Genomic DNA, 24498 nt, shown 5'->3' on the forward strand with positions numbered 1-24498 from the left:
AATCCTCGGCGGGGGTTCAGAGCGGATGCTCCAACCGGGGGTCCGTCAGGGATGTCTCCCCTGATCAGGCCAAACCCCGCCTGCGGGTTCGTAGGCGCGCCTATAGATCAGAAATTGTCAGCTGACAAGGGCTGCGGGGCGGAAAAGCAGTGCAAACCGTCAATTACCCGCCGGACGGCCGGTTTCATGGCCGAAACGAACCATTTCCGCCGCCTTGGCGGCCAGGGATTTGCGGTCCGGAAAGTCCGAGACCTTCAGAGGCGGATGGTAGATCAGTTCCACCGCACCCTGCCGCGGAGCTGCAAGGATCTTGAGCAGATGAGGCCCGAAGTCCATGTCGCCCCACCAGCCGTAAAACCGGTCTGGCTCTCCTTTGGGCGGCAGAAACCGCACGGAAACCGGTTGCACATGCAGCTGTTCGCGCAGTTCCTTTGTGAAAAAGGCGGCAAAGAGTGTTGTTTTAAATGGCAAAACACGCAACCCGTCTGTCGAGGTGCCTTCCGGAAAAAACAACAGCTTGTGCCCCGCCAGCAGGCGCTGTTCGAACAGTTCCGCCTGCTCCCTTGCCTTTTTCGGATTGCGTTCGATGAAAACGGTGCCGGTTGCCTGCGCGAGCCAGCCAATCCCCGGCCATGTGGCCACTTCCGCCTTGGAGACGAAATAGATCCGCTTACGTGCATTGAGTGCGAAAATATCCAGCCAGGAGGAATGATTGGCGACCACTGCTCCGTTCCGGCGCATCAGGCCGCCCCGGGTTCTGTAATTGATCCCGAGAAGGCGGAACGCGTTGCGGCAGACAAACTGGGTGATGAAGGGCGTTACCGGGCGCCGAACGCCAAAAAGGGGCCGCTCGGCAAGCCGAACCATCAGCAGAATCGCCAGCCCGCCGAACACCAGCAGCGCCAGCGGAAGACCGCGCAAAAGCACTAGCAGCCAGCCAGCTAAGGGGATCCGTATCGGATCCGGGGGATCTTCGCTGTGCCAGCTGATGTTCATTCCCGGCCTCCCGTGTAGATCCTGCGCTGACGCTCATTCATCCGCGCCGTGTCCAGGATCAGGCAAACATCGGTGGTGTTGAAAGCATAATCGACATACGCGCCTTCGCCGACAAAGCCGCCGAGGCGCAGATATGCCTTGATCAGAGACGGTATTTCGACCATGGCGCGCTTTCGGTCCAGATCATCAACGCCCACCAGGTCCATGGTTTGAAATTTCTTTGACCGCACACGCAGATCTGGCGGCGCCAGATGGTTGTGGTGCAGCATGGCAAGCGGATTGGCCAGCGCCTTGGGGTTGGTGCCATGGAAGCTTGCGACGCCGAACAGCACCTCAATCCCGTGCTTTTCAACATAGTCCGCCAGTCCAGACCAAAGGTGAAACATGGCCATCCCGCCGCGGTAATCGGGGTGAAGGCAGGACCGGCCCAATTCCAGCAGCCGGCGGCCTGAGGCCTTCAGCGCACTCAGGTCGTATTCATCCTCTGAATAGAACTGTCCCGCCTGTGCCGCCTGGTCATCGCGCAGCAGCCTGTAAACCCCTGCCACTGTGCCCGTGGCCTCGTCCGTCACCAGCATGTGGTCGAACAAGGGGTCGAACCTGTCCCGTTCAAGCCCAGCCTCGTGATCGACCATCTCGCCGCCACCGCCCAGTTCACGCACGAACACGTCATAGCGCAGGGCCTGCGCGGCGCGCAGTTCATCCTCAGATTCAGCGATTTTCACAGAAAACTCCGGGGCGGCGTCTGCCATTTGCTCACCTTCGCATCGTTGAGGGTTGAGCGCTGCAAGCCAATCAGGCAAAGAGCGCGCAGGTATTGGGGAAAATTTGAGGGATTACGTTAACCCTTCATAAACCGTTATGGATCAAAGACGGGAATAAGGGAGACACGCGCTCCGTCAATCACAAGCTTGCCCTGGTCGGGAAAGTTCACAGTGATCTTGCCGCCCGCGTTCGACTGCACCTGGCCCACTCCCCAATCGGGGTGATCCGGGTGACGGACGAACATGCCGGGGGTGAAAATAGCGTTGAGGTCATTCATAGGGGGATGGCCCAGTTCGGAGGAAGTAATAGTTATGGGTGTAGATAACGCCAATCTGGCCGCATTGGTAGGGTCGCGGATCTGTCATGATCTGATCAGCCCGGTCGGCGCCATCAACAATGGTTTGGAGCTTCTGGGCATGGCCGGCAGCATGTCGGGACCAGAGCTGGAGCTGATTTCCGACAGCGTCGCAAATGCCAATGCGCGCATCCGTTTCTTCCGCATCGCCTTCGGCTCCGCCGGCGACCAGCAGACACCGCGGGCAGAGGTGGTTTCCGTGCTTGAAGACGTCAGCAAGGGCGGACGCATTCAATATCAATGGTCGCCGCTGGAGGGCTGCACCCGCAGCGAGGCTCGGCTGGCGCTGTTGTCGGCGCTGTGCCTGGAAAGCGCCCTGCCCTATGGCGGCACGGTCAAAATCTTCTGTGCCGACGGCAAATGGACGATCGTCGGCGAAGGCCGCAAAGTCACGGTTGATGATGAGCTGTGGGCTCGTGTCAGCGGCGGCAGCTCCAACGCCGAGATAACGCCCGCACTGGTTCAATTCGCCATGCTGCCGGAGGCAGCAAAGGAGGCAGGCCGAACCGTAAGGCTGGAACTGAACCTGGAAAACATCACGATGCAGTTCTGAAAACTGCATATTGCGCAAAGAAACGCCGGGCTACATGCCCGGCGTTTTGCATTTATGAAGGTCAGGCGCGGATGGTGCCGTTGCCGCGCACCAGATATTTGAAACTGGTAAGCTGGGTTGCCCCCACCGGGCCGCGGGCGTGCATCTTGCCCGTGGCGATCCCGATTTCTGCCCCCATTCCGAACTCGCCACCATCGGCGAACTGAGTTGAGGCATTATGCATCAGGATGGCGCTGTCGAGTTCTGAAAAGAACTTCTGAACCGCGTCCTCGTCCTCAGTGATGATGCAATCGGTATGCTGGGAGTGATGCGTGCGGATGTGCTGGATCGCTTCATCTATGTCCGCCACCTGCTTGGCTGCAATGATGGAATCCAGATACTCCTTGCCCCAGTCCTCTTCCGAGGCACTGATCATGCCCACCGGTCCCGGAAGCCCTGACTCAGCGCGGATTTCCACACCGGCGGAGGCCAGCGCTTCCAGAACCATCTTGCCGAGCGTCGGCGCAATGTCCTGATGGATCAGAAGGCACTCGGCAGCACCGCAGATGCCGGTGCGGCGGGTCTTGGCATTCAGCACCACCTCCAGCGCCTTGTGCGGATCTGCAGCCTTGTCGAGGTAGATGTGCACGATGCCCTCGAGGTGGGCAAAAACAGGCACCCGCGCCTCGCGCTGCACAAGCCCGACCAATCCCTTACCGCCGCGCGGGACGATGACATCCACATAGTCTGTCATGGTCAGCAGTTCCTGCACTGCGGCGCGGTCGCGGGTCGGCACCAATTGCACTGCGTCTTCCGGAAGGCCTGCGGATTTGAGGCCATCTGCCAGGCAGGCGTGGATCGCCTGTGAAGAATGGAAGCTTTCGGAGCCGCCGCGCAGGATCACCGCGTTGCCTGATTTCAAGCAAAGCGCGCCGGCATCGGCGGTCACATTGGGCCGGCTTTCGTAGATCACACCGATTACACCCAGCGGTGTGCGGACGCGCTGGATCTTGAGGCCGGTGGGCTGCTCCCACTCTTCCATAATTTCGCCGACCGGATCACGCTGCTCTGCAACTGCGCGCAACCCGTCGACGATGCCTTGAATACGCGCCTCATCCAGCATCAGCCGGTCCATCATCGCGTCCGACAGGCCCTTGCCGCGGCCGAACTCCAGATCCTTGGCGTTTGCCGCGATGATTTCTGCCCGGCGGTTCCAGACCGCTTCTGCGGCTCCGATGAGTGCTGCATGTTTGCGTTCAGCGCTGGCTGTAGCCAGCACTTGCGCCGCTTTCTTTGCACGTTTGCCAAGCTCCGCCATCACGGCGGGGATGTTTTCATTGTCTTTCATATGTCTCGTGCCCTTGCCGGTCCCTGTCTGGCACTGGGTGCCGTCCCGGCTGGAATAAACTATAAGGTGGTGCGGTCAAAGCGCCATATCATCGCGGTGGATCAGAGCGGCGCGGCCGGGATAGCCCAGCGTGGCCTCGATCTCCTGCGATTGGCGGCCTTGGATGGCACGGGCTTCGTCCGCGGTGTAGCGCGACAGCCCCTGCCCCAGTTTGCGCCCGTCTGGGCCGAGGATGGCCAGCGGATCGCCGCGGCCAAAGTCACCCTCCACATGACGGACACCTGCGGGCAGCAGGCTTTTACCGGACATCAGCGCGCGGGCGGCGCCTTCGTCGATAGTCAGAACGCCGCGGGTCTTCATCGCCGCGATCCATCGTTTGCGCGCGGCCTGCGGGTCGCCCTGTCCAGTGAACCAGGTACAAGACGCGCCTTCTTCAAGCGTTTTCAGCGGGTTCAGAGGCGAACCTTCAGTGATCGCCATGGCGCAGCCAGCGGCGGTTGCCATCTTAGCCGCCAGCAGTTTGGTGATCATGCCGCCCTTGGACAGGCCGGAGACGCCGTCCCCGGCCATCGCCTCTATCTCTGGCGTGATTTCATCAATCCGGTCATAGCGTTTGGCATCAGCGTCCAGCGCGGGGTTGGCGCTGTAAAAACCATCCACATCTGACAGCAGGATCAAAGCATCAGCCCCAACGGTCACCGCAACCTGTGCCGCCAGACGGTCGTTGTCGCCATAGCGGATCTCATCAGTGGCGATGGTGTCATTCTCGTTAACAATGGGCACAGCCCCCATCGCCAGCAGCGTTTCCAGTGTCGCGCGTGAGTTCAGGTAGCGGCGGCGGTTTTCACTGTCTTCCAGCGTTACCAGAACCTGCGCCGTGGTTATCCGGTGCGGCGCCAGCGCCTCCTCATAGGCGCGGGCAAGGCGGATCTGACCGACGGCAGCGGCTGCCTGGGATTGCTCCAGAGGCAGGTCAGCACGCGGCAGGCCCAAAACACCACGCCCCAGCGCGATAGAACCAGAGGACACCAGCACAACGTCGGTGCCGCGCGACTTCAGCCAGGCAACGTCATTGGCCAGCGAATGCAGCCAGCCAACACGCAGCTCACCGGTCTCCCGGTCAACCAGCAGCGCCGAGCCGATCTTGACGACAATGCGTTTTGCCGACGTCAGGGCTGCCAAGGCTCTTCCTCCTCGGCGGGCTTCATCCGCAAGCGGTCATCGTCGATCTCGTTGCGCAGGGCACGCAGAACTTCATTCACACCCTGACGGCTGACGCCGGACATCAGCAGCACCGGACCTCCAACAACCTCTTCCAGGGCTTTGCGTTTCTCGTCCAGCTCCTCCGGATCGATTGCATCGACCTTGTTAAGTGCGGTGATCCGGGTCTTGGTGGCCAGAACGCCGCCATAGGCCTCCAGCTCGCCGATGATGGTCTCGTAATCCTCAACCACGGTTTCGGAGGTGCCGTCGATCAGGTGCAGCAGCACCGCGCAGCGTTCCACATGGCCCAGGAAGCGGTCGCCGATCCCCTTGCCCTCATGCGCGCCTTCGATCAGGCCGGGGATGTCCGCGACCACAAATTCGGTGTTGTCTATGCCGACCACGCCCAAGTTCGGGTGCAGCGTGGTGAACGGGTAATCCGCGATCTTGGGGCGGGCATTGGACGTCGCCGACAGGAACGTCGACTTGCCCGCATTCGGCAGGCCCAGAAGACCCGCATCCGCGATCAGCTTGAGCCGCAGCCAGATTGTGCGGTCAACGCCTTCCTGCCCCGGATTGGCGCGCCGCGGCGCCTGGTTGGTGGCGGATTTGAAGTGCAGGTTGCCGAAACCGCCATTGCCGCCCTTGGCCAGCAGCACACGCTCGCCGGGCACGGTGAGGTCGGCCAGAACGGTTTCCTGATCCTCGTCCAGGATTTCGGTTCCGACAGGCACACGCAGAATGATGTCGTCGCCATCCTTGCCGGTGCGCTGGCGGCCCATACCGGACTGCCCGTTCTTGGCAAAGAAATGCTGCTGGTAACGGAAGTCGATCAGGGTGTTCAGCCCCTCGGTGACCTCAGCCCAGACCGAGCCGCCCTTGCCGCCGTCGCCCCCATCCGGACCGCCGTATTCGATGTACTTCTCACGGCGGAAGCTGACGCAGCCGTTCCCGCCGGCGCCCGAGCGGATATAGACCTTTGCCAGATCGAGGAATTTCATGACAGCTCCTTAATGCAGCAGACCTCAATGTCCGCCCGTGCAGTACAAGTGTCCCGCCAAGGCCCGGGGCCGTGACGGGACTGTTTCGATTGCCTTACCGCAAAGCGCGCGCCGCGCCAATCACAGTTTTCGGCTGTAAGTCCAGGTTGGGACTGAGGCATCCCGCGCCACCGAGTAGCTTTCGGCGTCGCCCAGATAATCAAAGCCGCAATGGATCAGAACCCGGGCCGAGGCCGGGTTGTCCTGAAAGACGGACGCAAACATCGCGTCATTCTTCTGCGGGTTGGCATCAACCAGCGCCTTCAGCGCGGCAGAGGCAAGCCCGGTGTTCCAGAACGGCGGCGCAGTCCAATAAGAGACCTCTGACTGATTTCGGTCCATCCGCTTGAGCCCAATGACACCCTTCAGCTCGGAATCGCCCTCAACGGTGCCATCGATCACCCAAACATCTTCGTCCCGCTCATCAGACATGGCACGGGCCACAAACGCCTCAGCCGCGCCCGGCGGCAGCGGATGGGGTACCGAACGGGTCATGCGGGCCACCCGCTGGTCGCTGACGTAATGCTCAATCAGGCCGGCATCTGACTTTCGAAGCGGCCGCAGCACAAAACGTTCGGTTTCGATGACTTGCTGGCACACGATCTGTTCCAGGTTCATGGGTCTGCTCCTCCTCAGCCCGCAGTCTTGCGGCTGCCTGCTTGAGATGTGTCCGCGCGGCTGCGGCGGCAATAGTTACAACGTTCAAATTGTGGAAAAATTCCCGTTTGCCTGGCGTGAACACATTTCAGGCGCGTTCGACAGCCGGGCTTTCCAGAAAAACTCATCACATTCTCACAGTCTAAAACGGCAAAGGGGACCGGCCTTATAGCCGATCCCCCTAAAGATTTCTTTACCCTTCGGGTCGGCTTACTCAGCGGCCTCCGCCACTGGGAGAACCGATACAAAGGTGCGGCCTTTCAGGCCTTTACGGAAGCTTACAGCACCGTCGGCAGTTGCGAACAGGGTGTGATCCTTGCCCATGCCTACGCCTTCGCCGGCCCAGAACTTGGTGCCGCGCTGACGCACGATGATGTTGCCTGCGATGGCTGCCTGGCCACCGTAGAGTTTCACGCCAAGGCGGCGACCAGCAGAGTCGCGGCCGTTACGGGAGGAACCGCCAGCTTTTTTATGTGCCATTCTCTCTCTCCTTAGCCTTTGGCCAGTTCTTTGGCCTGCTCAACCCACTCGGGCTTCACTTTGATCGCCTCGATACCAGCAATGTCGTCTGCGGACAAGGCTGCGATCTGGGCGAAAGTGGTCAGGCCTGCGTCTGCCAGCTTGGCGGCAGCTGCGGGACCAACACCGGTCAGGGCGGTCAGGTCGTCCGAACCTGCAGCAGCTTCAGCAGCCGGAGCAGCTTTGGCTTTGGCAGCAGCTTTCGGTGCGGCTTTGGTGGCGCCCGAAGCCAGGATCTCGGTGATCCGGACCAGGGTCAGCTTCTGACGGTGGCCTTTGGTGCGCTTGGAGGAGTGCTTCCGGCGGCGTTTGACGAAGTGGATCAGCTTCTCGCCTTTGATCTGCTCGATCACTTCTGCCTTGACGGCTGCGCCGTCAACCAGCGGAGCACCGACAACCGGAGCGTCGCCGCCCAGCATCAGAACTTCGTCGAATTGGATGGTGTCGCCGGCATCTGCAGCAAGTTTCTCAACGCGGAGCACGTCGCCCGCCTGAACCTTGTACTGCTTGCCGCCAGTCTTGAGGACCGCAAACATGTGCGTCTTTCCTTTTCTAACCGCGTCCTACGGCCCCCTTGCGGGCGTTTCGGCAGATGCCGCCTCGAACAGCGCGCCCTTGGATGGGCGTATGACAAATAAACCCCGGCGCACGGATTCCGGGCCGGGATGCGGGCTTATGGTTCGGATCGGTGTGTGTGTCAACTGTTTTCCACTGGCATTTCAGGTGCCCAGCGAAAATCAGATATCCTGGCCCGGTGTCAGCTCCGCCATGCGGTGCGCAAGCTCCTCGAACCGGTTGGCGGTGATCTCGTATTGCACCGCATTCAGCAGTTCATAGACGCGCTGCATCGGCTCCTCCTCCAGGGCCTCGACGTAGGCCTGCACCTCTGCGTCGGAGAACTCCTGATAGGTATAAGCAGAGGCCGCCAGACTGGAAGCTTGCAGGCTGAGCCGCAGTTCGCCTTCCTGCTCCTTCATCAGCGCGCGCAGCTCATCCGCATCCAGATCCATTTCGATCACGCCAGCAGCGGCGGCGGCCATCAGGAAGCGGAACTGGATCTGCTGCAGCGCTTTTACACCAGTGCCCGCTGCATCGATTGCGCTGCCCATCCGCTGGTACATCGCGACTCTCTTGCTTCCCGCCTTGACCAGATCAGAGATGATGCGGTTGCCCGCCAATTGCTTCACCTCATCGTCCTCGACCAGATGCGAGGAATTTTCCGCCCGCACCAGCCGCTTCCCCAGATCACTGGCATAAAATGCGGAGGCGTGATCCAGTGCCTCGTCATCCAGAGTGTTCTCCAGAATATCCAGAGCCAGGCCACGCATCTGTGCGGTATCAAAGACTTCCTCCGACATTTCGGTCCACTGGCTCCCGAAGGCACCGGCATCGACGCCCAGCATGTCCGGAGCGCTGGAGGCGGACAGCGCGATGCTGTCGAGCGCCACGTCAAAGCCGGTAACCTCCAGAAATGCCTCCACCCGGGCACGATCCGCGGCAGCGGCAGGTTGGGCGACCGCCCAGCAGCCAAGCCACATTGCGGCCAGAAAACGCATCAGGAAAACGGGGAGCGGAAGGGTCATCTGCATAGTGCAAATCTAAGCAAAAACCGTTGGCTGGCAACGCAAATCCGGCTTTTTTTGCCAAAGGCGCAAATCGCCCCTTGCGCCGGTCTGGAATCAACCTTAAACGCTGCCCCACCAGACCCCCGCGGAGAGGTGCCGGAGTGGTCGAACGGGGCGGTCTCGAAAACCGTTGTGGGTGCAAGCCCACCCAGGGTTCGAATCCCTGTCTCTCCGCCATTTTTCCTTGTAGACCGCTTCCCAAAATGAAGACTTAAGCCCGCGCCGGGTCGGCGCGCTGGTCTCCAGCCATGCACCCCAGGCCTGGGCACCCTTTAGAATGCGCGCCTAACTTTCTGAATTTGAATAAGAAAAAAGGCCGGGCAATGCTGCCCGGCCTTTGTATTGATTTGCAGTATGCGGATCAAGCGCGGCGACGGCGTCCGCCGGCGCGGCCGCCACGGCCGCGGCCTTCTTCACCCTCGGCTGCCGGGGGCTTGTTGAACTTGATCCACTCGCCGCCATGCGGGTCGTTGTTGGTCAGGAAGTTGGCGGCGCGGATGGCCTCCATCTCTTTACCGGCGCGCGGCTTGGTGGAACCGAGTCCGAACATGGTGACAAACGCCTCGTCATCCATGGCTTCAGGCAGGATGATGCCAGCGGCTTCGACAGCGGCCTTCTTCTCGGCGATTGCCTTTTGGGTCACCGGCAGCGCCACCGGGTTCATGATCGCAGAAGTCATGCCCGCGCCCATTGCCATCGGCAGGAAGGCGTTGTTGATGCCGTGACGGTTCGGCAGTCCGAAGGAGATGTTGGACGCGCCGCAAGTGGTGTTCACACCCAGTTCCTCGCGCAAGCGGCGGACCAGGGCAAACACCTGCAGGCCGGCAGTCGCCATGGCGCCAACCGGCATCACCAGCGGGTCAACCACGATGTCATGCGCCGGAATGCCGAAATCAGCAGCACGCTCAACGATTTTCTTAGCAACGGCAAAGCGCACGTCGGGGTCTTCCGAAATGCCGGTGTCATCGTTGGAGATCGCCACAACCGGCACGTTGTATTTTTTGACCAGCGGCAGGATCTGCTCCAGACGCTCTTCTTCGCCGGTGACCGAGTTCAGCAGCGGACGGCCTTCACAAACTTCCAGGCCAGCTTCCAGCGCGCCGGGAACCGAGGAGTCGATGCAGAGCGGCACGTCAACAAGGCCCTGAACCAGCTCGACGATCTTCTTCATCAGCGGCGGCTCGGTCTCGTTCGGGTTCGGGTTGGAGTTGTAAACCACACCTGCGTTGATATCGAGCACGGTTGCGCCGGCCAGAACCTGTGCCACAGCGTCCTTTTCAACGGTGGAGAAATCGCCGGCTTCCAGCTCGGCCGCCAGTTTCTTGCGGCCGGTCGGGTTGATACGCTCGCCGATTACGCAGAACGGCTCGTCAAAGCCCAGGACCGCGGTTTTTGTTTTTGATTCTACGACTGTACGGGTCATTGTGGATCCTTAGGAGTTAACCGGCTTGGCGGAGTCGCCGCCGTTGTTGATGGCCCAGGTGGCATTGGTCTTGATGCCGCCCAGCGGGAAGAAGTGAACCTTCTCGATTGCAAAGTCAGGGTTGGCTGCCTTGTGGGCTGCCAGACCCGCCAGAACCTCACCCGGTTCATGCGGCAGCAGAAGCTTGGAGACATCCTTGGCGCGCTTCTGCAGAACCTTCAGCGACGGGCCGACGCCGCAGGCGATGGCGAACTTGATCATGGTCTGCAGTTTGGCCGGGCCGGCGATACCGATGTGAACCGGCAGGTTCATGCCGCGCTCGTTCAGTTCATTCACCCAGTCGATCACGGGCTGCGACTCAAAGCAGAACTGGGTTGCCAGCGCCATCTGAGCGTCGGTGCGCTTGGAGAATTCCTGTTTCCAGTCAAGCGCCGCATAGGTGTTGGCGCGGCCGCCTTTGGGGTCGATGTCCAGGTTCGGCTCGGGGTGGCCTGCCACGTGCAGGTTGGTAAAGCCTGCCTGGTCGAACAGGCCGGTCTCCAGCAATTGCATCGAGCTGTCGAAGTCGCCATGCGGCTTGGCAACGCCGCCTGCCAGGATCAGGCCTTGCTTGACGCCTGCCTCACCCTGATAACGGCTGATCCAGTCTCCCAGCGTCGCCTTGTCCTTGATGATCCGTGCCGGGAAGTGCGGCATCACATCATAGCCTTCGCCAGCGATGCGCTTGGCGGTCTCGACCATATCCTCGATCGGCGTGCCTTCGATGTGCGCAATGTAAACGCGCGTTCCGGCGGGCAGCAGGTCGCGGAAATCCTCCACCTTTGCAGCCGTACGGGGCATCACTTCGATGGAATACCCCTTCAGGAAGGCCTCCATCTCCGGGGTGGCGGATTGGCCTGCGCCAGAGTCGCGTTTTTTAAAGTTCAGCAAAGCCATCACGGCCTCCCAAAGTGGTAGGGGTCACGCCCATCCGTCATTCGCAATCAGTGCCTTCAGGCGGTCCTGATCATACTCAGTTTCCAGGCGCTTCGCTTCGGCTTCGGCTACATCAGCCGCCTCACCTTCTGCAGAGAAAGGGGCAGCCTTGCGCCATTCAGCCAGATAGGCGTCCGCGTCTTTTGCGTTCACCTTCATGGCTGCGCGGTCAATTGCCTGCTCGAACCGTTCCTCGAGCTGACGCTTGGCGCCGCGGCGGCCTTTGCCAACGATGACCTGCGCGGGGATATCGCGCCAGTATACGATCGTAACGTCGGGCATGCCTTGCTTTCCTCCTAGCCTGGATAGACCACGTTCTAGTGCGGTGGCGCGCCGCAGGTTGGTCGATTTTCGACAACACGATGGGATTGAGCGACGTTTTGCTGCCGCGACACTAGCTTTGTACACCTGCGAATGCCACAGCGGCTTAGTGCCAAAATATTCATGTGGATTATGAGTTTTTCGGGAAGCAGCGGAAATTGCTTCACTTCTGCTCCCACGGCGCTTGCGCCGGTTCATCCGCGCACCTATTGTCATTCTTAACACGATAATCGGAGGGCGTGAATCATGGCGCCCAGGCGCTCGAAAGGTGCGGGCGCGTTTCCCAAAGCGGTTGAGACCCCTGCACCGGCCCGTCCCGATCCTGATGCGCTTTATGCTGCGCTGGATCTGGGTACAAATAGCTGCCGCATGCTGATTGCCCAGCCCAAGGGCAGCGGCATTCATGTGGTCGACAGTTTCTCCAAGTCGGTGCAGCTCGGCGCCGGACTGGAGCGGACCGGACGGCTGTCGCGGTCCTCGATGGCGCGCACCATCCAGGCGCTGCGGATCTGTCAGCAGAAACTCAAACGCAACAAGGTCAAGCGGATGCGGCTGGTGGCAACAGAGGCCTGCCGCCGCGCCAAGAACGCACGTGATTTCATCCGCCAAGTAAAACGGGAAACCGGTCTGACACTGGAAATCATACAGCCGGAGGAGGAAGCGAGGCTGGCAGTGATTTCCTGCGCGCCGCTGGTGTCCACCAAGACGGAGCAGTTGCTGGTGGTTGATATCGGCGGCGGCTCCACTGAATTGGTGTGGATCGACGTGTCTTCCGTGCCACGGCGCGACCGGCCGGCGGCCATCATGCGGCTGCATAACGGGTTTCACCCTACCGAAAGCCCCTTTCCTGCCGCCAAGGTGGTGGATTGGATCTCGGTGCCTCTCGGTGTCGCTACGCTGCGCGACCAGTTCAATGACGTGGAGGACGATGCAGCCCGATTTGCCCTGATGAGTTGGTTCTTCGAGGAAAATCTGGCCGATTTCGCCCCCTACAAAGATGAGCAGGCACGTGCGGGGTTTCAGATAGTCGGCACCTCCGGCACCGTCACCACCGTTGCAGCGTCCCACCTGGGCCTGAAACGTTATGACCGGACTAAGGTGGACGGGCTGCGGATGACCAGTGATCAGATTGACAAAGTGATCCGGGGTTATCTAGAACTCGGCCCTCAGGGCCGCCGCCGCGACCCTCGCATCGGCGAGGACCGGCAGGCGCTGATCATGTCCGGTTCCGCCATCCTGCAGGCTCTGCTGCGCTGCTGGCCCACCGACAGGCTATCGGTCGCGGACCGCGGCCTGCGCGAAGGCCTGCTTTATGCGCAGATGAGTGCGGATGGCGTTCTGGAAGACGGCCCCTATTAACCGGGGCCGGTAGAATTGGATTTTTCCGGGCCGGAGGTGTCGAAACTCCGGACGCCCGGCGCAAATGGTGGCAATCATGGCAAAAACACCGACAGGAAAGAACACTTCGGGACGCGGTCAGCGGGACCTGAAAGTCAATGTGAAAACGGCGCGCGGGCGCAAGCTCAGCTCAACCCGCTGGCTGCAGCGGCAGCTGAACGACCCCTATGTCAAACGCGCCCAGGCCGAAGGCTACCGCGGCCGCGCCGCTTATAAGATAATGGAACTGGACGACAAGTTCCGCTTCCTGGTGAACGGTGCGCGGGTGGTTGACCTCGGCTGTGCGCCGGGTGGCTGGGCGCAGGTGGCAGTGAAGCGGATCAATTCTCTCGGCGAAAAACAAGGCAAGGCTGTCGGGCGCATCATTGGTGTCGACCTGCAGGAGGTCGAACCGCTGGCAGGCGCAGAATTCCACCAGCTCGACTTCATGGACGACGGCGCTGACGATCAGGTCAAGGAATGGCTGGGTGGCAAAGCGGATGTGGTGATGTCGGACATGGCTGCGGCCAGTTCAGGCCACAAGCAGACTGACCATTTGCGGATCATCTCGCTGTGCGAAACCGCCGCCTACTTCGCCTTTGACGTGCTGGAGGAAGGCGGCACCTTTGTCGCCAAGGTTCTGGCCGGCGGCGCAGAGGGTGATTTGCAGAAGCTTCTGAAACAGAAATTCACCAAGGTAATGAACATCAAGCCGCCCTCCTCGCGGTCGGACAGCTCTGAGAAATTTGTTGTGGCCATGGGGTTCCGCGGCTGAACCGCGTCAAACCTGACGGTTGTGGGGCATGGTCAGCGACCGGGCTGCAAGCGTGCGAAGCAGAATGGCCTCCTCGCCTTCTTCATCGGTCAGCCGGGACACCTGCAGTTCGCGGACAGCATTGCGGGCAAGTCCATGCTGCCGCATCAGTTCGAACAGACGCATGCGGCGCAGTTTGTTTTGCAGTTTTGTCATGATGGCCCTTTCTGGATCCGCAGCTTTCTGTAGTTCTAAGGGCCGATTGGGCTGAGACCTGGGCGCAATTGTGGCAAGGCTGCCTTATTGTTGAATAAACGGAAACAGTTGCACCAGTGCCGCAGGGTCTATGTCCGGCCCATGCTGTTCGCCATATCGATGAGGGCACCGTTGAATTCCGCTCCCAAGATCAGAATGGCGGAATTGAGATACAAAAAAATCATCGCCGCCATTGCGCCTGCCAGGCCTGCGTAAGTGGCTGAATACTGGGCGAATGAACCAACGTAGATCGCAAAGCCGCTGCCGCAGATCAACCACAGCAGCAGCGTCAGCACGGCGCCTGGCAGAATGCGCCGGAAACGATGCACCCGCCCAGGCAGCAGAACATGAAACGCTAGAACCGCACCCGTTGGCAGCGCAAGGGCCAGAAGCCCCCTCAGCCCCTGCTCCCAACCTTGTGGCACAGTGGCAAAAGGCAGCAGTTTGGTAATGTGGCGCACATACAGCGGCATGATCACTTCGAACACCGTGACCGCCAGAATGCCCGCGCCGCCAAGAATGACCAGCGCGATGCACAGCGCACGGGACCGCCAGAACGGCCGGGTGTCGGTGTCATGATAGGCTTGGACCATGGCGGTTCTCACGGCATCGACGCCGTTTGACGCGAAATAAAGCGCAAACAGGCCGCCCAATGTCACCAGTTGCGTATTGGATGTCCGCAATACCGCCTTGAGTTCCGTCAGGATCGGCCGTGCCACCGCATCAGGCCAGACACTGAACACCTGTTCCGTCATCGCCTCGACCTCGACCTCCTGCGACAGGAGGCCGGCAATGGTGCCTGCCAGTGCAACGGTGAACAGCACAAAGGGAAAAAGCGCCAGCATCATCGACATGGCGATATGGCTGCTCATCACCCAGCCGTTCTTTCTGTTGAAACGGCCGGCGGCGGATAACAATGCGGCTGGCCACATGCGGACTGGCGGAAGGATCGGCATAGTCGCAACGTCCCACAACTGCAGGGAAAATGCCAGCGTCAAATCATGAAGCGGACAGACAAGCCCGTCCCCGGGTATGGCGGGATGCCCGGATCGGTACTAGTCTGACAATCAGGCAGTTTTTGGAGCCCTCTATGTTCTGGATCGTTCTAAGCACCGCCGCCCTGGCTGCAACCTGGACGGCGGCCGGAGTGGCAGCTCTCAGCGCGGCACGCACTGCACGCACGCCGCAAGGAGCGATCGGCTGGGTCGTGTTCCTTCTGTCTGCACCGGTGCTTGCCCTGCCCGCCTATATGATTTTCGGCCATCACCGCTTCAAAGGATATTGGACGACCCGCCGGGCTGCGGAGCAGGCCGTCATCGCCAAGCGCAACTTCACCAGTGCCCAGACACAAGACGCTTCAGCTCTGGCTGTCAATACGGCACCCTTTGAAGTGATTGCAGGCCTGAACGTCTGCCAGGGAAACGGGTTGAAACTGCTGATCAACGGCTCCGAAACCTTTAATGCCATCTTCGAAGCGATTGATAACGCGCAAGACTACATCCTAGTGCAGTACTACATCCTGCACGCCGACGGCGTCGGGATGCAACTGCAGAACCGGCTGATTGCGGCTGCACAGCGCGGAGTGGCCATCTGGTTCATGACCGACAGCATTGGCAGCCGAAAACTGCCGCGTGACTATAAACGCGCGCTGGAGACTGCAGGCGTCAACATGATTGACCCAGCGGTACAGCGCGGGCCCTGGCACCGGTTGCGGATCAATTTCCGCAACCACCGAAAAACTGTGATCGCGGATGGACGGGTTGGCTTTACCGGCGGCCTCAATGCCGGAGAAGAATACATGGGGCTCGACCCGAAGTTTGGCACTTGGCGGGATACGCATGTCCGGCTGACCGGGCCCGTGGTCCAACAGCTTCAGCTGTCCTTTGCGGAGGATTGGCACTGGCGAACCCAGGAGCCTATCCTTGACCTTCTCAACTGGAAGCCCGAAGTGTCGCCGCAGGACTTGCCGGGGCTGATCGCCTCAACGGGGCCAGGTGATACAACCGGCAATGGCTCCATGCTCTATTTCTCCGCGATCACTGCGGCGCAGTCCCGGGTCTGGCTGGCATCTCCCTACTTCGTACCTGATCAGGATGTTTTCGCAGCCTTGAAACACGCCGGCCTGAGGGGCGTCGATGTACGGGTGCTTTTGCCGGAAACCATTGACCACCACCTGCCATGGCTTGCCAGCTTTGCATTTTTTGATGAGCTGCGTGACGCTGGGGTCCGCATCCTGCGCTATCAGGGGGGCTTCATGCATCAAAAGTGCTTTGTGGCAGACGACACAATCGCAGGCATTGGCACCGCAAACCTCGACAACCGATCCTTCAGGCTGAATTTCGAAACCATGGGGCTTTTTTTTGATCCGCGTCCCGCGTCTGAAATTGCAGACATGCTAGAAGAGGACTTCCTTGATGCGCGCGAACTGACCGAAAGTCTTAGCCAGCAGAGACTCTGGATCCGCCTGCTGGCACCTGCAGCGCGCCTGCTCGCACCCGTGCTTTAACCGCCCCCTTCAGAACGCTGCCCGTTAAAGGAAAACAGCCGTCCCATGGCGCTGACAAGGAACGCTGTGCTGATCCCGAACCCGAACAGGCCCGTGACCGCAGCCAAAGCCGCAAATATCCGAAGCGCTGGCCCCAGCACCACATCGCCGTAGCCAAGGGTGGTGTAGGTCACCAGCGAAAAATAGACCGAGGTATTCCAGTCTTCGATCGCGCCGACCATCACAAAGGCCGAAGACCAGATCCAAACCTGGGCTGTATGGCTCCCAAGAATGATAAAAATGGCAACCAGCAGCATCAGGCCCAATTGCCAGGGCCGGTAGGGTTTGGAAAACCGTTTGGACATCCTGTTCAGAACCGAGGCGCACCAGACCAGCACCGTGATTTCAAGGATCAGGCAAGCGCTGAGGTAGATTGATCCCCACAGAAGCTGGTTCCACAGCGTCACGCCTAACCTCCCGTTCTGAACTTGCATTGGCAACCCTTGGCTGCACCATAGAAATCCTGCGGGCAAGACGCAATTGCAGCAATTTCTCCAACCCGCTGACCAGACGGAACTGTCTCTCCGCTGGACATCCAAGGCGCCAGGGTATTGAGTGGCTTGGCAGCATGTGATGGCCCAAGGCGCAGAGACCGACGCATATGGTTCTGACTTTCCGAAACGTGACCAAGCGCTTTCCGGGCCAAACAGCGGAAACTGCTGTGCTTCGCGGGGTATCACTGGATCTGGATGGCGGCCGCAGCCTGGCCCTGACCGGAGAAAGCGGCTCCGGCAAAAGCACTTTACTTCATCTGGCTGGGGCACTGGATCAATTTGACAGCGGCGAAATCGAGATTGACGGAACGCGCCTCTCCCGGTTGAGTGACAACCAGCGGGCGGCATTGCGCCGGCGGGATGTTTCTATTGTTTTTCAGCAGTTTAATCTGATCCCCTCACTTAACATTAGCAAGAACATTGCGTTGCATGCCCGTCTTGGCGGCAGATGGGATGAAGGCTGGGAAAAGCGCCTGACTGACCGCCTGGGCTTGTCCGGTCTGCTGCAGCGTTACCCCGAGCAGCTTTCTGGCGGGCAGCAGCAGCGGGTGGCAATCGCCCGCGCACTGGCCGTGCGGCCCAAGCTGCTGCTGGCGGATGAGCCGACGGGCAACCTCGATGAAACCGCCAGCGCTGCCGTGATGGATCTGATGCTGGAACTTGTCCGGGAAAGCGGCACAGCGCTGTTTCTGGTAACCCACTCCGAAGCAATGGCAGGGATGCTCGACCAGCGCCTGCACCTGCGGCACGGCACGGCGGCATGACAGGCGCCGCGCTTCTGGCAATCCTGTCGCATTGGCGGCGCCACCCGCTGCAGCTGGCAACCCTGATTGCCGGGCTGGCACTTGCAGCCGGTCTGTGGTCGGCGGTTCAGGCAATCAACGCAGAGGCGCGTGCCAGTTATGCCCGCGCGGCGGAGCAGCTTGGCACAGCAGGGCTTGCCCGGCTCGTTCCGGAAACCGGGTTCATCACCATTGCCCGCTACAGCGAATTGCGGCGTTCTGGGTGGAAACTTGCACCGGTGCTGGAAGGCGTAGTCAAGTTCGACCGGCAAAGCTTTGATATCATGGGTGTTGACCTGCTCCAGCATCCGCAGGCGCCGGTGCTTGCCGAAGCCGTGGAATCGGAGACCTCAACAGCCCTGGAAGCGCTGCGGCCGCCGGGGCGGATCTTTGCCCACCCGGAGACGGCCACGCTTTTGTCAGAGGCGCAGCAAATCCATCCGGTGACCAGACTGGCGGCGTTGCCGAGGGGTGTTGGCATGGCGGATCTCAGCCTTGCCAGCCTATTGCTCCGACAGCCGGACAGTCTGAGTTACCTGTTGGTTCTGCCCGAACAAACTCCTGGACTGGTTCCGATTGCGGAGCTTGCACCCGACCTGACACTCATCCCTGCCCGCGCCGCGGCCTCTGACACTGCACGGCTGACTGACAGTTTCCATCTGAACCTTACGGCCTTTGGCCTGTTGTCCTTTGCTGTCGGCCTGTTCATCGTTCAGGGAACCATCGCGCTGAGCCTGGAACAGCGGCGCGTGATGATCCGGACCTTGCGCAGTCTTGGAGTGCCTATGCGGCTGCTGTGCGGTCTGTTTATCGCCGAACTCGCCGCCATTGCCCTTGTAGCGGGCATTGCCGGGCTTGCAGGTGGCTACCTTGTGGCGGCGGCATTGCTGCCTGGCGTCAATGCGACCTTGGCGGGGCTCTATGGAGCGCCCGTAGATGGAAGCTTGACGCTAAGGGCGGGCTGGGTCTTTTCGGGGCTGGCAATGACTCTGGGCGGCGTTTTTCTGGCCAGTGCGCAATCTCTCTTTGCTCTTTGGCGTTTGCCCATACTGGCTGCTCCCGCGACCCGTGCCCGCGGCCAGCAAGCCAGCCGATTGCATATGACCAGCGCGTTCTGCGGCGCCGCTGCCATTGTTGCAGGATTGATTTTTATCACTTTCTTTCAGGGACTTGTTGCAGGTTTTGCATTCCTCGCCGCCGTGATGCTGGGTGCAGCGCTTTTACTGCCACTGCTAATTTCAGCAGGCTTATCGCTGGGAGCACACATAGCAAAGAGAGTACTGGCTGAGTGGCTTTGGGCTGACACCCGCGCGCAGCTTCCAGGAATGTCTTTGGCGCTGATGGCTTTGCTGCTGGCCCTGGCTGCAAACATTGGCGTTGGCACCATGGTGTCCAGCTTCCGCCTGACCTTTACGGGCTGGCTGGATCAGCGGCTGTTCGCGGAGGTCTATGTCACCGCCGCCAGCGATGAACAGGGCGCTGAACTGGCGCTATGGCTGGATGCACAGGGTATCACCGCTCTGTCCCGCCGGTATCACGATACCCGATTTAAAGGCGCGCCCTTGCGGATTTACGGGTTTGAAGATGACACAGCCTACCGGTCGAACTGGCCGCTGCTGGACGCTTTGCCGGATGTCTGGGATAAAACGGCAAATGGTGAAGCCCTGCTCGTCAACGAACAGCTTGCACGCCGGCACAAGCTGGCACCGGGTAGCATCCTGCAACTAGAACCGGGATGGCGCCTGCCCATAGCCGGGGTTTACTCGGACTATGGAAACCCGAACGGCCAAGCCATGGTGTCGCTGCAAGCGCTGCTGAAACACGTACCCGGTCTCCCCAACAGGAACTTCGGCTTGCGCACGGAACCGCAAGAAGTTTCCAGCCTGATTACGTCACTCAGGGAGGAGTTTGGCATTCCGCGGGAAAACATCACGGATCAAGCAACCGTCAAGGCACGTTCACTGGCTATTTTTGACAGAACCTTTGTCATTACCGCAGCCTTGAATTTGCTGACGCTGGGCGTTGCCGGGTTTGCACTGCTGACCAGCCTTATGACGCTGTGGAGCCAGCGTCTGCCGCAGCTGGCGCCGGTCTGGGCGATGGGCGTGACCCGCCGACAGCTGGCAGCGGCGGAGGTGCTGCGCAGCCTTTTGCTGGCGGCTGGCACAGCGGTTCTTGCACTGCCGCTGGGGCTGGTTCTGGCCTGGGTTCTGCTTTCGGTGATCAACGTGGCAGCCTTTGGCTGGAAACTGCCGATGTATCTGTTTCCGCTGGACTGGCTGCGGCTGTTTGTGCTGGCACTTCTCGCTGCGGTGACTGCTGCAGCCCTTCCAGCGTGGAGGCTGAGCCGGATTGACCCGGCAGATCTGCTCAAGGTATTTGCCAATGAACGCTAAGATCTTTCTAGTTGCCTCGGGCCTCATCTGGGCAACCGCCGTGCAGCCGCAAGGCTATGCCGGGCTGGGAACGGACGCGGAGGGGTTTGCCATCCCAAAACCCGATACCCGGCTGATCTTCCCTGCGGACCACGGCCCTCACCCTGATTTCCGTATTGAATGGTGGTACTTGACGGCCAACCTTGAAGGCGTGGATGGCGCGGATTATGGCATTCAATGGACATTGTTCCGCTCTGCTCTGGTCCCCGGAGAAGCAGCAGGCTGGCAAAGTCCGCAAATCTGGATGGCGCATGCCGCCGTCACCACAAAAGACAAGCACCTGTTTGCAGAGAGGATCGCCCGCGGAGGCGTGGGACAGGCTGGCGTCCAGACGCAGCCTTTTTCCGCATGGATCGACGATTGGCACATGCGCTCCACAGATGAGACGCTTGACAAGATTTCACTTTCGGCAGCCGCGATGGAGTTCTCCTATGACCTGGGCCTGACTGCTAATGGCCCGCTGGTTCTGCAAGGCAACGCGGGTTACTCGGTCAAATCTGCCACTGGCCAGGCGAGCCATTATTATTCCCAGCCGCACTACAAGATCTCCGGAACTTTATCTTTGCCGGACGGGCCAGTGGATGTCACCGGCCATGGCTGGCTGGACCGCGAATGGTCAAGCCAGCCGTTGGCAGAGGATCAAAGCGGCTGGGACTGGTTTTCGCTCAGCTTCGACAGCGGCGAAAAGCTGATGGGGTTTGTCCTGCGCGGTGCACGCGGAGATTTCACCTCCGGCACCTGGATATCCGCTGACGGCACCGCTGAGCCGCTGGCACCAGGCGCTTTTCAAGCGCAGCCGCTTGATATCAGAGATGTTCAAGGCCGCGAGATGCCCACGCACTGGCATGCCTCTGTGCCAGACAAGGGTGTTTCCGTCGAAGTTCTGGCGCTGAATCCGCAAAGCTGGATGGGCACCTCGTTCTCTTATTGGGAAGGCCCGGTCACGGTCACAGGAAGCCACAGCGGCAAAGGCTACCTTGAGATGACCGGCTACGAATAAGGGCGCCCGCAGGCGCCCTTGTTTAACTTAGCGGACCACAAAGACCGAACAGTCCGAGTGGCGGATCACCCGGGCCGCGTTTGGCCCCAGCAGGTAGTCCTTCAGGTCCGGCTTATGCGCGCCGATCACGATCAGCCCGCTGCCTGCGGTTTCCGCAACCTTCAGGATTTCCTGATAGGCCGTCCCGGTCGCCACCAGATGGCGGACCCTGGCATTGCGCTCCTTGCCCAGAACGCTTTCGCACAGGCCGGTCAGCCGTTGAGTGGTGTCTTTGACAGCCTTCTCGTGGTGGTGCTCCTCAAAAAAGCCCGAGACCCAGCTTTCACCAAAGTCTGGCAGCACGTTGACAACATCCAGCTGCGCGCCATCCAGATCGGCCAGCCGGGCAGCCTGAACCAGAACCTTTTCGTCCAGATCCGGGTCGTTCAGTTCCAAGGCGCAAAGAACAGGTTTGCTCATGCTGTTACTCCTTCTTCTTCACGCGCGCGGCCGCGCTGCATAAGGGCAACCAGCGCCACCAGCAGAAGTGCCGGCAGGAACATCAGTTCCTTCGGAAGCTGGCTGGCGGGGGCCTGGATGGTGACGATCTGCACCGGCGCGTCGGCATAGAAATCGAAGCTTTCCAGGTTGGGGGCTGCAGGCGTGCCGAACATCGGCTCTTCCAGCTTGACCGCACCATCCTCTTCCAGCAGCAGCAGACCATAGGCATCCAAGGCCGCCTGCCCGTCCGAGCCATCGGCGGTCATGATCATCGTGGTGCTCTTGATCTCAGAAGTGTCGAAATCGGGACCTTCAACAGTGATCCGAAGCTCAGCTCCCGGTTCTGCCTCACCCAGAGCCTGCGCCAGCTGGGCCGGCGGAACCTGGGTAAACGGCGGCATCACCCGATCCATGAAGAAATCCGGCCGGAACAGCGCAAAGGCTGCAAAGATCAGCAGGATGCTCTCATAGATCCGGTTACGGCTGACGAAGTAGCCCATGGTGCCCGCGGTAAAGACAAGGATCGCAATGGTGGCTGATATGGCCACGAGTATCCCCTGTATCCAGTTTACATCGATTAGCAGCAGGTCGGTGTTGAAGATAAACACAAACGGCAGTGCCACAGTCCGCAAGCTGTAGAAGAAGGCGGTGAAACCTGTACGGATCGCATCCCCGCCCGACACCGCCGCAGCGGCAAAGCTGGCAAGCCCCACAGGCGGTGTCACGTCAGCCATGATCCCGAAGTAGAACACAAACAGGTGCACAGCAATCAGTGGCACGATGAGACCGGACTGTGCACCCAGTTCCACGACCACACCCGCCATCAGCGAGCTGACGACGATGTAGTTGGCGGTGGTTGGCAGGCCCATGCCCAGCACCAGCGACAGAAGGCCAACCATCACCAGCATCAGGATCAGGTTGCCGCCGGAGACAAACTCGACCAGATCAGCCATCACCTGTCCGACGCCGGTCAGGGTCACGGTGCCGACGATCACGCCAGCCGTTGCTGTAGCCAGCGCAATACCGATCATATTGCGGGCGCCGTCGATCAGGCCGTTCCACAGGTCATGCACACCTTCGACGAAGGCGTTTGCCATGTCGCTCTGACCGCGGAAAATGGCCTTGAGCGGTTTCTGGGTCAGCAGTATCACAAACAGCAATGCTGTGGCCCAGAATGCCGACAGGCCGGGCGACTTCTGCTCAATCATCAGGAAGTAGACCAGCACAATGATCGGCAGCAGGTAATGCAGGCCCGCCTTGTAGATCTCAGCAACAACAGGCAGTTCGACCTCCTTGGCGTTGGGGTCATCCGGCACCAGGTCATCAACACCCGAAGCCAGCCACAGCAGCGCGATGTAGGCGGCCACAACCAGTGCCGAGAGGGTCAGGCCGGATGCGCCGGGCATCGCTGCAATGATCCATTTCACCGGATACTGCACACCATAGCAAAGCGCCGCGAAGCCCGCGAAGAACAATGCCATGCCGCCAATGGTACGGCCCATGGAAACCACCCGGTTGCCCAGCGTCGGCATGTTCCGCTTCACGGCTTCAAGGTGCACGATATAGACCAGCGCGATGTAGGAGATCGCGGCGGGCAGGAAGGCATGGGTGATCACCTCGACATAGGAGATGCCCACGTATTCCACCATCAGGAAGGCAGCTGCCCCCATCACAGGGGGCATGATCTGGCCGTTCACGGAAGACGCGACCTCGACCGATCCAGCCTGCTCAGAGGTGAAGCCAACCCGCTTCATCAGCGGGATAGTGAAAGTGCCGGTGGTAACAACGTTGGCGATGGAGGAGCCGGAAATCAGGCCAGTCGCAGCAGAGCCGACAACAGCCGCCTTGGCCGGGCCGCCGCGCAGGTGGCCAAGCGCGCCAAAGGCCATCTTGATGAAGTAGTTGCCAGCCCCCGCCTTATCCAGCAAAGCACCGAACAGCACGAAGAGGAAAACGAACTTGGTGGAGACACCCAGGGCAATGCCGAACACGCCCTCGGAAGTGATCCACATGTGGCTCATTGCCTTTTTCAGGCTGGCGCCTTTCCAGCGGATAACCTCGGGCACCCATTCGGAGGAGCCGAAGAAAACATATGCCAGGAAGATCGTCGCAATGATCGCCATCGCCGGGCCAAGCGCGCGGCGTGCGGCCTCGAACAGCAGGAGCAGGCCTGCCAGCGCAAACCATTTGTCCATGTCATCGGCAAGTCCGCCGGAATCAACGATTTTTTGGTAGAAGATGTAGCCATACATGGCGATTGCAGTACCGGCCAGCGCGAACATCCAATCCTGTACAGGAATGTAATTCCGCGGGCTGGACTTGAATGCGGGATATGCTGCGTAGGCCAGGAAAATGGCAAAAGCCAAATGAATTTGGCGGGAATTGTTGATCACGCTGCCAGGCAGCAGCTGATTGGCCAGCGGCGAGGCCAGGATGACTTGGAACACGGACCAGATGACGGCGACAATCGCCAGAAACAGTCCCACGCTTCCCACCGGGTTGCGGGCGCCGGCGTCTGAGGACGCGACAAGTTCCTGAAGCTCTTCTTCGCTGAGCGGCCGATTTCCCTGAGCATCGGATGTCATGGATAATCTCCCCTGCGGCCGCCGTTTCCCGG

General features: G+C 60.3%; 25 protein-coding genes and 1 tRNA gene. 8 read left to right on the top strand and 18 right to left on the bottom strand.

Going from position 1 to position 24498, the window contains the following annotated elements; genetic code table 11:
* Positions 1-159: 159 nt before the first annotated feature.
* The 3 genes from RA26_RS09220 to RA26_RS09230 all read right to left on the bottom strand — a co-directional run bounded on the left by RA26_RS09220 (position 160) and on the right by RA26_RS09230 (position 2038).
* Entirely contained in the window at positions 160-996 is an 837-nt protein-coding gene (locus RA26_RS09220; RefSeq protein ID WP_039182955.1) for a lysophospholipid acyltransferase family protein, read from the bottom strand.
* A complete protein-coding gene (locus RA26_RS09225) occupies positions 993-1748 on the bottom strand; it encodes a GNAT family N-acetyltransferase (RefSeq protein WP_039182958.1) in 756 nt (251 codons plus the stop codon). The genes RA26_RS09220 and RA26_RS09225 overlap by 4 nt, the downstream gene beginning before the upstream one ends.
* Positions 1749-1855: 107 nt before the next feature.
* Entirely contained in the window at positions 1856-2038 is a 183-nt protein-coding gene (locus tag RA26_RS09230; RefSeq protein WP_039182960.1) for a DUF3553 domain-containing protein, read from the bottom strand.
* Between the two features lie 34 nt (positions 2039-2072).
* On the opposite strand from RA26_RS09230, the gene RA26_RS09235 reads away from it, so the two are divergent.
* A complete protein-coding gene (locus tag RA26_RS09235; protein WP_039182961.1) occupies positions 2073-2669 on the top strand; it encodes a histidine phosphotransferase family protein in 597 nt (198 codons plus the stop codon).
* A gap of 61 nt (positions 2670-2730) precedes the next feature.
* Here RA26_RS09235 and RA26_RS09240 read toward each other — a convergent pair whose 3' ends face one another.
* The 7 genes from RA26_RS09240 to RA26_RS09270 all read right to left on the bottom strand — a co-directional run bounded on the left by RA26_RS09240 (position 2731) and on the right by RA26_RS09270 (position 9004).
* Entirely contained in the window at positions 2731-3996 is a 1266-nt protein-coding gene (locus tag RA26_RS09240; protein ID WP_039182963.1) for a glutamate-5-semialdehyde dehydrogenase, read from the bottom strand.
* Positions 3997-4071: 75 nt separating this feature from the next.
* On the bottom strand, positions 4072-5178 hold the full coding sequence (proB, locus tag RA26_RS09245) for a glutamate 5-kinase (protein ID WP_039182965.1): 1107 nt from the start codon (positions 5176-5178) through the stop codon (positions 4072-4074).
* A complete protein-coding gene (gene obgE / locus RA26_RS09250) occupies positions 5166-6200 on the bottom strand; it encodes a GTPase ObgE (protein WP_039182967.1) in 1035 nt (344 codons plus the stop codon). Before obgE ends, proB begins: the two co-directional genes overlap by 13 nt.
* Positions 6201-6320: 120 nt before the next feature.
* On the bottom strand, positions 6321-6857 hold the full coding sequence (locus RA26_RS09255; RefSeq protein WP_039182969.1) for a GNAT family N-acetyltransferase: 537 nt from the start codon (positions 6855-6857) through the stop codon (positions 6321-6323).
* Between the two features lie 249 nt (positions 6858-7106).
* Positions 7107-7376: a 50S ribosomal protein L27 gene (rpmA, locus tag RA26_RS09260; RefSeq protein ID WP_019297807.1), complete on the bottom strand. Its 270-nt coding sequence runs from the start codon at positions 7374-7376 to the stop codon at positions 7107-7109.
* Between the two features lie 11 nt (positions 7377-7387).
* A complete protein-coding gene (gene rplU, locus RA26_RS09265) occupies positions 7388-7951 on the bottom strand; it encodes a 50S ribosomal protein L21 (RefSeq protein WP_039182971.1) in 564 nt (187 codons plus the stop codon).
* 201 nt (positions 7952-8152) lie between these two features.
* Entirely contained in the window at positions 8153-9004 is an 852-nt protein-coding gene (locus tag RA26_RS09270) for a DUF2059 domain-containing protein (protein WP_039182974.1), read from the bottom strand.
* A gap of 123 nt (positions 9005-9127) precedes the next feature.
* Between RA26_RS09270 and RA26_RS09275 the strand changes: the two genes are divergently transcribed.
* Positions 9128-9217: transfer RNA gene (locus RA26_RS09275), tRNA-Ser, on the top strand.
* A 184-nt stretch (positions 9218-9401) separates the two neighbouring features.
* Here the strand turns inward: RA26_RS09275 and RA26_RS09280 are convergent.
* Genes RA26_RS09280 through RA26_RS09290 form a run of 3 tightly spaced genes read right to left on the bottom strand, consistent with a single transcriptional unit; the run spans position 9402 to position 11720 of the window.
* Positions 9402-10463 carry a methyltetrahydrofolate cobalamin methyltransferase gene (locus RA26_RS09280; RefSeq protein ID WP_039182976.1) on the bottom strand — a complete coding sequence of 354 codons (1062 nt, stop codon included), beginning with the start codon at positions 10461-10463 and terminating at the stop codon, positions 9402-9404.
* Between the two features lie 9 nt (positions 10464-10472).
* Positions 10473-11399 (bottom strand): methylenetetrahydrofolate reductase, encoded by a 927-nt coding sequence (locus RA26_RS09285; protein WP_039182978.1) that lies wholly within the window; start codon positions 11397-11399, stop codon positions 10473-10475.
* Positions 11400-11423: 24 nt separating this feature from the next.
* Positions 11424-11720, bottom strand: coding sequence for a virulence factor (locus RA26_RS09290; RefSeq protein WP_039182980.1), 297 nt, complete (start codon positions 11718-11720; stop codon positions 11424-11426).
* Positions 11721-12005: 285 nt separating this feature from the next.
* Between RA26_RS09290 and RA26_RS09295 the strand changes: the two genes are divergently transcribed.
* Both RA26_RS09295 and RA26_RS09300 read left to right on the top strand, forming a co-directional pair.
* On the top strand, positions 12006-13118 hold the full coding sequence (locus tag RA26_RS09295; RefSeq protein ID WP_039182982.1) for a Ppx/GppA phosphatase family protein: 1113 nt from the start codon (positions 12006-12008) through the stop codon (positions 13116-13118).
* Positions 13119-13194: 76 nt separating this feature from the next.
* On the top strand, positions 13195-13911 hold the full coding sequence (locus RA26_RS09300) for an RlmE family RNA methyltransferase (protein WP_039183432.1): 717 nt from the start codon (positions 13195-13197) through the stop codon (positions 13909-13911).
* A 6-nt stretch (positions 13912-13917) separates the two neighbouring features.
* Here the strand turns inward: RA26_RS09300 and RA26_RS09305 are convergent, their stop codons facing one another.
* Positions 13918-14106 (bottom strand): hypothetical protein, encoded by a 189-nt coding sequence (locus RA26_RS09305; RefSeq protein ID WP_039182984.1) that lies wholly within the window; start codon positions 14104-14106, stop codon positions 13918-13920.
* Between the two features lie 128 nt (positions 14107-14234).
* Positions 14235-15101: a YihY/virulence factor BrkB family protein gene (locus tag RA26_RS09310; RefSeq protein ID WP_039182986.1), complete on the bottom strand. Its 867-nt coding sequence runs from the start codon at positions 15099-15101 to the stop codon at positions 14235-14237.
* Between the two features lie 134 nt (positions 15102-15235).
* Here RA26_RS09310 and cls point away from each other — a divergent pair, with 134 nt between their 5' ends.
* On the top strand, positions 15236-16651 hold the full coding sequence (cls, locus tag RA26_RS09315; RefSeq protein WP_039182988.1) for a cardiolipin synthase: 1416 nt from the start codon (positions 15236-15238) through the stop codon (positions 16649-16651).
* On the opposite strand, the gene RA26_RS09320 is transcribed toward cls, so the two are convergent.
* Positions 16648-17097, bottom strand: coding sequence for a potassium channel family protein (locus RA26_RS09320; protein WP_039182990.1), 450 nt, complete (start codon positions 17095-17097; stop codon positions 16648-16650). The two genes, cls and RA26_RS09320, sit on opposite strands and share 4 nt — an antisense overlap.
* 194 nt (positions 17098-17291) lie before the next feature.
* Between RA26_RS09320 and RA26_RS09325 the strand changes: the two genes are divergently transcribed.
* From RA26_RS09325 to RA26_RS09335, 3 genes are read left to right on the top strand one after another with little or no spacing between them, the layout of a single operon-like run.
* A complete protein-coding gene (locus tag RA26_RS09325) occupies positions 17292-17948 on the top strand; it encodes an ABC transporter ATP-binding protein (protein ID WP_039182993.1) in 657 nt (218 codons plus the stop codon).
* Positions 17945-20362 (top strand): FtsX-like permease family protein, encoded by a 2418-nt coding sequence (locus tag RA26_RS09330; RefSeq protein ID WP_039182995.1) that lies wholly within the window; start codon positions 17945-17947, stop codon positions 20360-20362. Before RA26_RS09325 ends, RA26_RS09330 begins: the two co-directional genes overlap by 4 nt.
* On the top strand, positions 20352-21401 hold the full coding sequence (locus RA26_RS09335; protein WP_039182996.1) for a lipocalin-like domain-containing protein: 1050 nt from the start codon (positions 20352-20354) through the stop codon (positions 21399-21401). Before RA26_RS09330 ends, RA26_RS09335 begins: the two co-directional genes overlap by 11 nt.
* Before the next feature lie 27 nt (positions 21402-21428).
* On the opposite strand, the gene RA26_RS09340 is transcribed toward RA26_RS09335, so the two are convergent.
* A complete protein-coding gene (locus RA26_RS09340; protein ID WP_039182998.1) occupies positions 21429-21860 on the bottom strand; it encodes a universal stress protein in 432 nt (143 codons plus the stop codon).
* The gene (locus tag RA26_RS09345; protein ID WP_039183000.1) at positions 21857-24466 is read right to left on the bottom strand and encodes a TRAP transporter permease; all 2610 of its coding nucleotides are present in this window, start codon (positions 24464-24466) and stop codon (positions 21857-21859) included. Before RA26_RS09345 ends, RA26_RS09340 begins: the two co-directional genes overlap by 4 nt.
* Between the last annotated feature and the right edge of the window lie 32 nt (positions 24467-24498).

This window comes from Leisingera sp. ANG-M7, assembly GCF_000813965.1.
Classification (GTDB): domain Bacteria; phylum Pseudomonadota; class Alphaproteobacteria; order Rhodobacterales; family Rhodobacteraceae; genus Leisingera.

Coding starts and splice junctions, on each gene's coding strand:
- RA26_RS09220 (WP_039182955.1), bottom strand. CDS start 996: ATGAACATCAGCTGGCACAGCGAAGATCCCCCGGATCCGATACGGATC.
- RA26_RS09225 (WP_039182958.1), bottom strand. CDS start 1,748: ATGGCAGACGCCGCCCCGGAGTTTTCTGTGAAAATCGCTGAATCTGAG.
- RA26_RS09230 (WP_039182960.1), bottom strand. CDS start 2,038: ATGAATGACCTCAACGCTATTTTCACCCCCGGCATGTTCGTCCGTCAC.
- RA26_RS09235 (WP_039182961.1), top strand. CDS start 2,073: ATGGGTGTAGATAACGCCAATCTGGCCGCATTGGTAGGGTCGCGGATC.
- RA26_RS09240 (WP_039182963.1), bottom strand. CDS start 3,996: ATGAAAGACAATGAAAACATCCCCGCCGTGATGGCGGAGCTTGGCAAA.
- obgE (WP_039182967.1), bottom strand. CDS start 6,200: ATGAAATTCCTCGATCTGGCAAAGGTCTATATCCGCTCGGGCGCCGGC.
- RA26_RS09255 (WP_039182969.1), bottom strand. CDS start 6,857: ATGAACCTGGAACAGATCGTGTGCCAGCAAGTCATCGAAACCGAACGT.
- rpmA (WP_019297807.1), bottom strand. CDS start 7,376: ATGGCACATAAAAAAGCTGGCGGTTCCTCCCGTAACGGCCGCGACTCT.
- rplU (WP_039182971.1), bottom strand. CDS start 7,951: ATGTTTGCGGTCCTCAAGACTGGCGGCAAGCAGTACAAGGTTCAGGCG.
- RA26_RS09270 (WP_039182974.1), bottom strand. CDS start 9,004: ATGCAGATGACCCTTCCGCTCCCCGTTTTCCTGATGCGTTTTCTGGCC.
- RA26_RS09280 (WP_039182976.1), bottom strand. CDS start 10,463: ATGACCCGTACAGTCGTAGAATCAAAAACAAAAACCGCGGTCCTGGGC.
- RA26_RS09285 (WP_039182978.1), bottom strand. CDS start 11,399: ATGGCTTTGCTGAACTTTAAAAAACGCGACTCTGGCGCAGGCCAATCC.
- RA26_RS09290 (WP_039182980.1), bottom strand. CDS start 11,720: ATGCCCGACGTTACGATCGTATACTGGCGCGATATCCCCGCGCAGGTC.
- RA26_RS09295 (WP_039182982.1), top strand. CDS start 12,006: ATGGCGCCCAGGCGCTCGAAAGGTGCGGGCGCGTTTCCCAAAGCGGTT.
- RA26_RS09300 (WP_039183432.1), top strand. CDS start 13,195: ATGGCAAAAACACCGACAGGAAAGAACACTTCGGGACGCGGTCAGCGG.
- RA26_RS09305 (WP_039182984.1), bottom strand. CDS start 14,106: ATGACAAAACTGCAAAACAAACTGCGCCGCATGCGTCTGTTCGAACTG.
- RA26_RS09310 (WP_039182986.1), bottom strand. CDS start 15,101: ATGCCGATCCTTCCGCCAGTCCGCATGTGGCCAGCCGCATTGTTATCC.
- cls (WP_039182988.1), top strand. CDS start 15,236: ATGTTCTGGATCGTTCTAAGCACCGCCGCCCTGGCTGCAACCTGGACG.
- RA26_RS09325 (WP_039182993.1), top strand. CDS start 17,292: ATGGTTCTGACTTTCCGAAACGTGACCAAGCGCTTTCCGGGCCAAACA.
- RA26_RS09330 (WP_039182995.1), top strand. CDS start 17,945: ATGACAGGCGCCGCGCTTCTGGCAATCCTGTCGCATTGGCGGCGCCAC.
- RA26_RS09335 (WP_039182996.1), top strand. CDS start 20,352: ATGAACGCTAAGATCTTTCTAGTTGCCTCGGGCCTCATCTGGGCAACC.
- RA26_RS09340 (WP_039182998.1), bottom strand. CDS start 21,860: ATGAGCAAACCTGTTCTTTGCGCCTTGGAACTGAACGACCCGGATCTG.
- RA26_RS09345 (WP_039183000.1), bottom strand. CDS start 24,466: ATGACATCCGATGCTCAGGGAAATCGGCCGCTCAGCGAAGAAGAGCTT.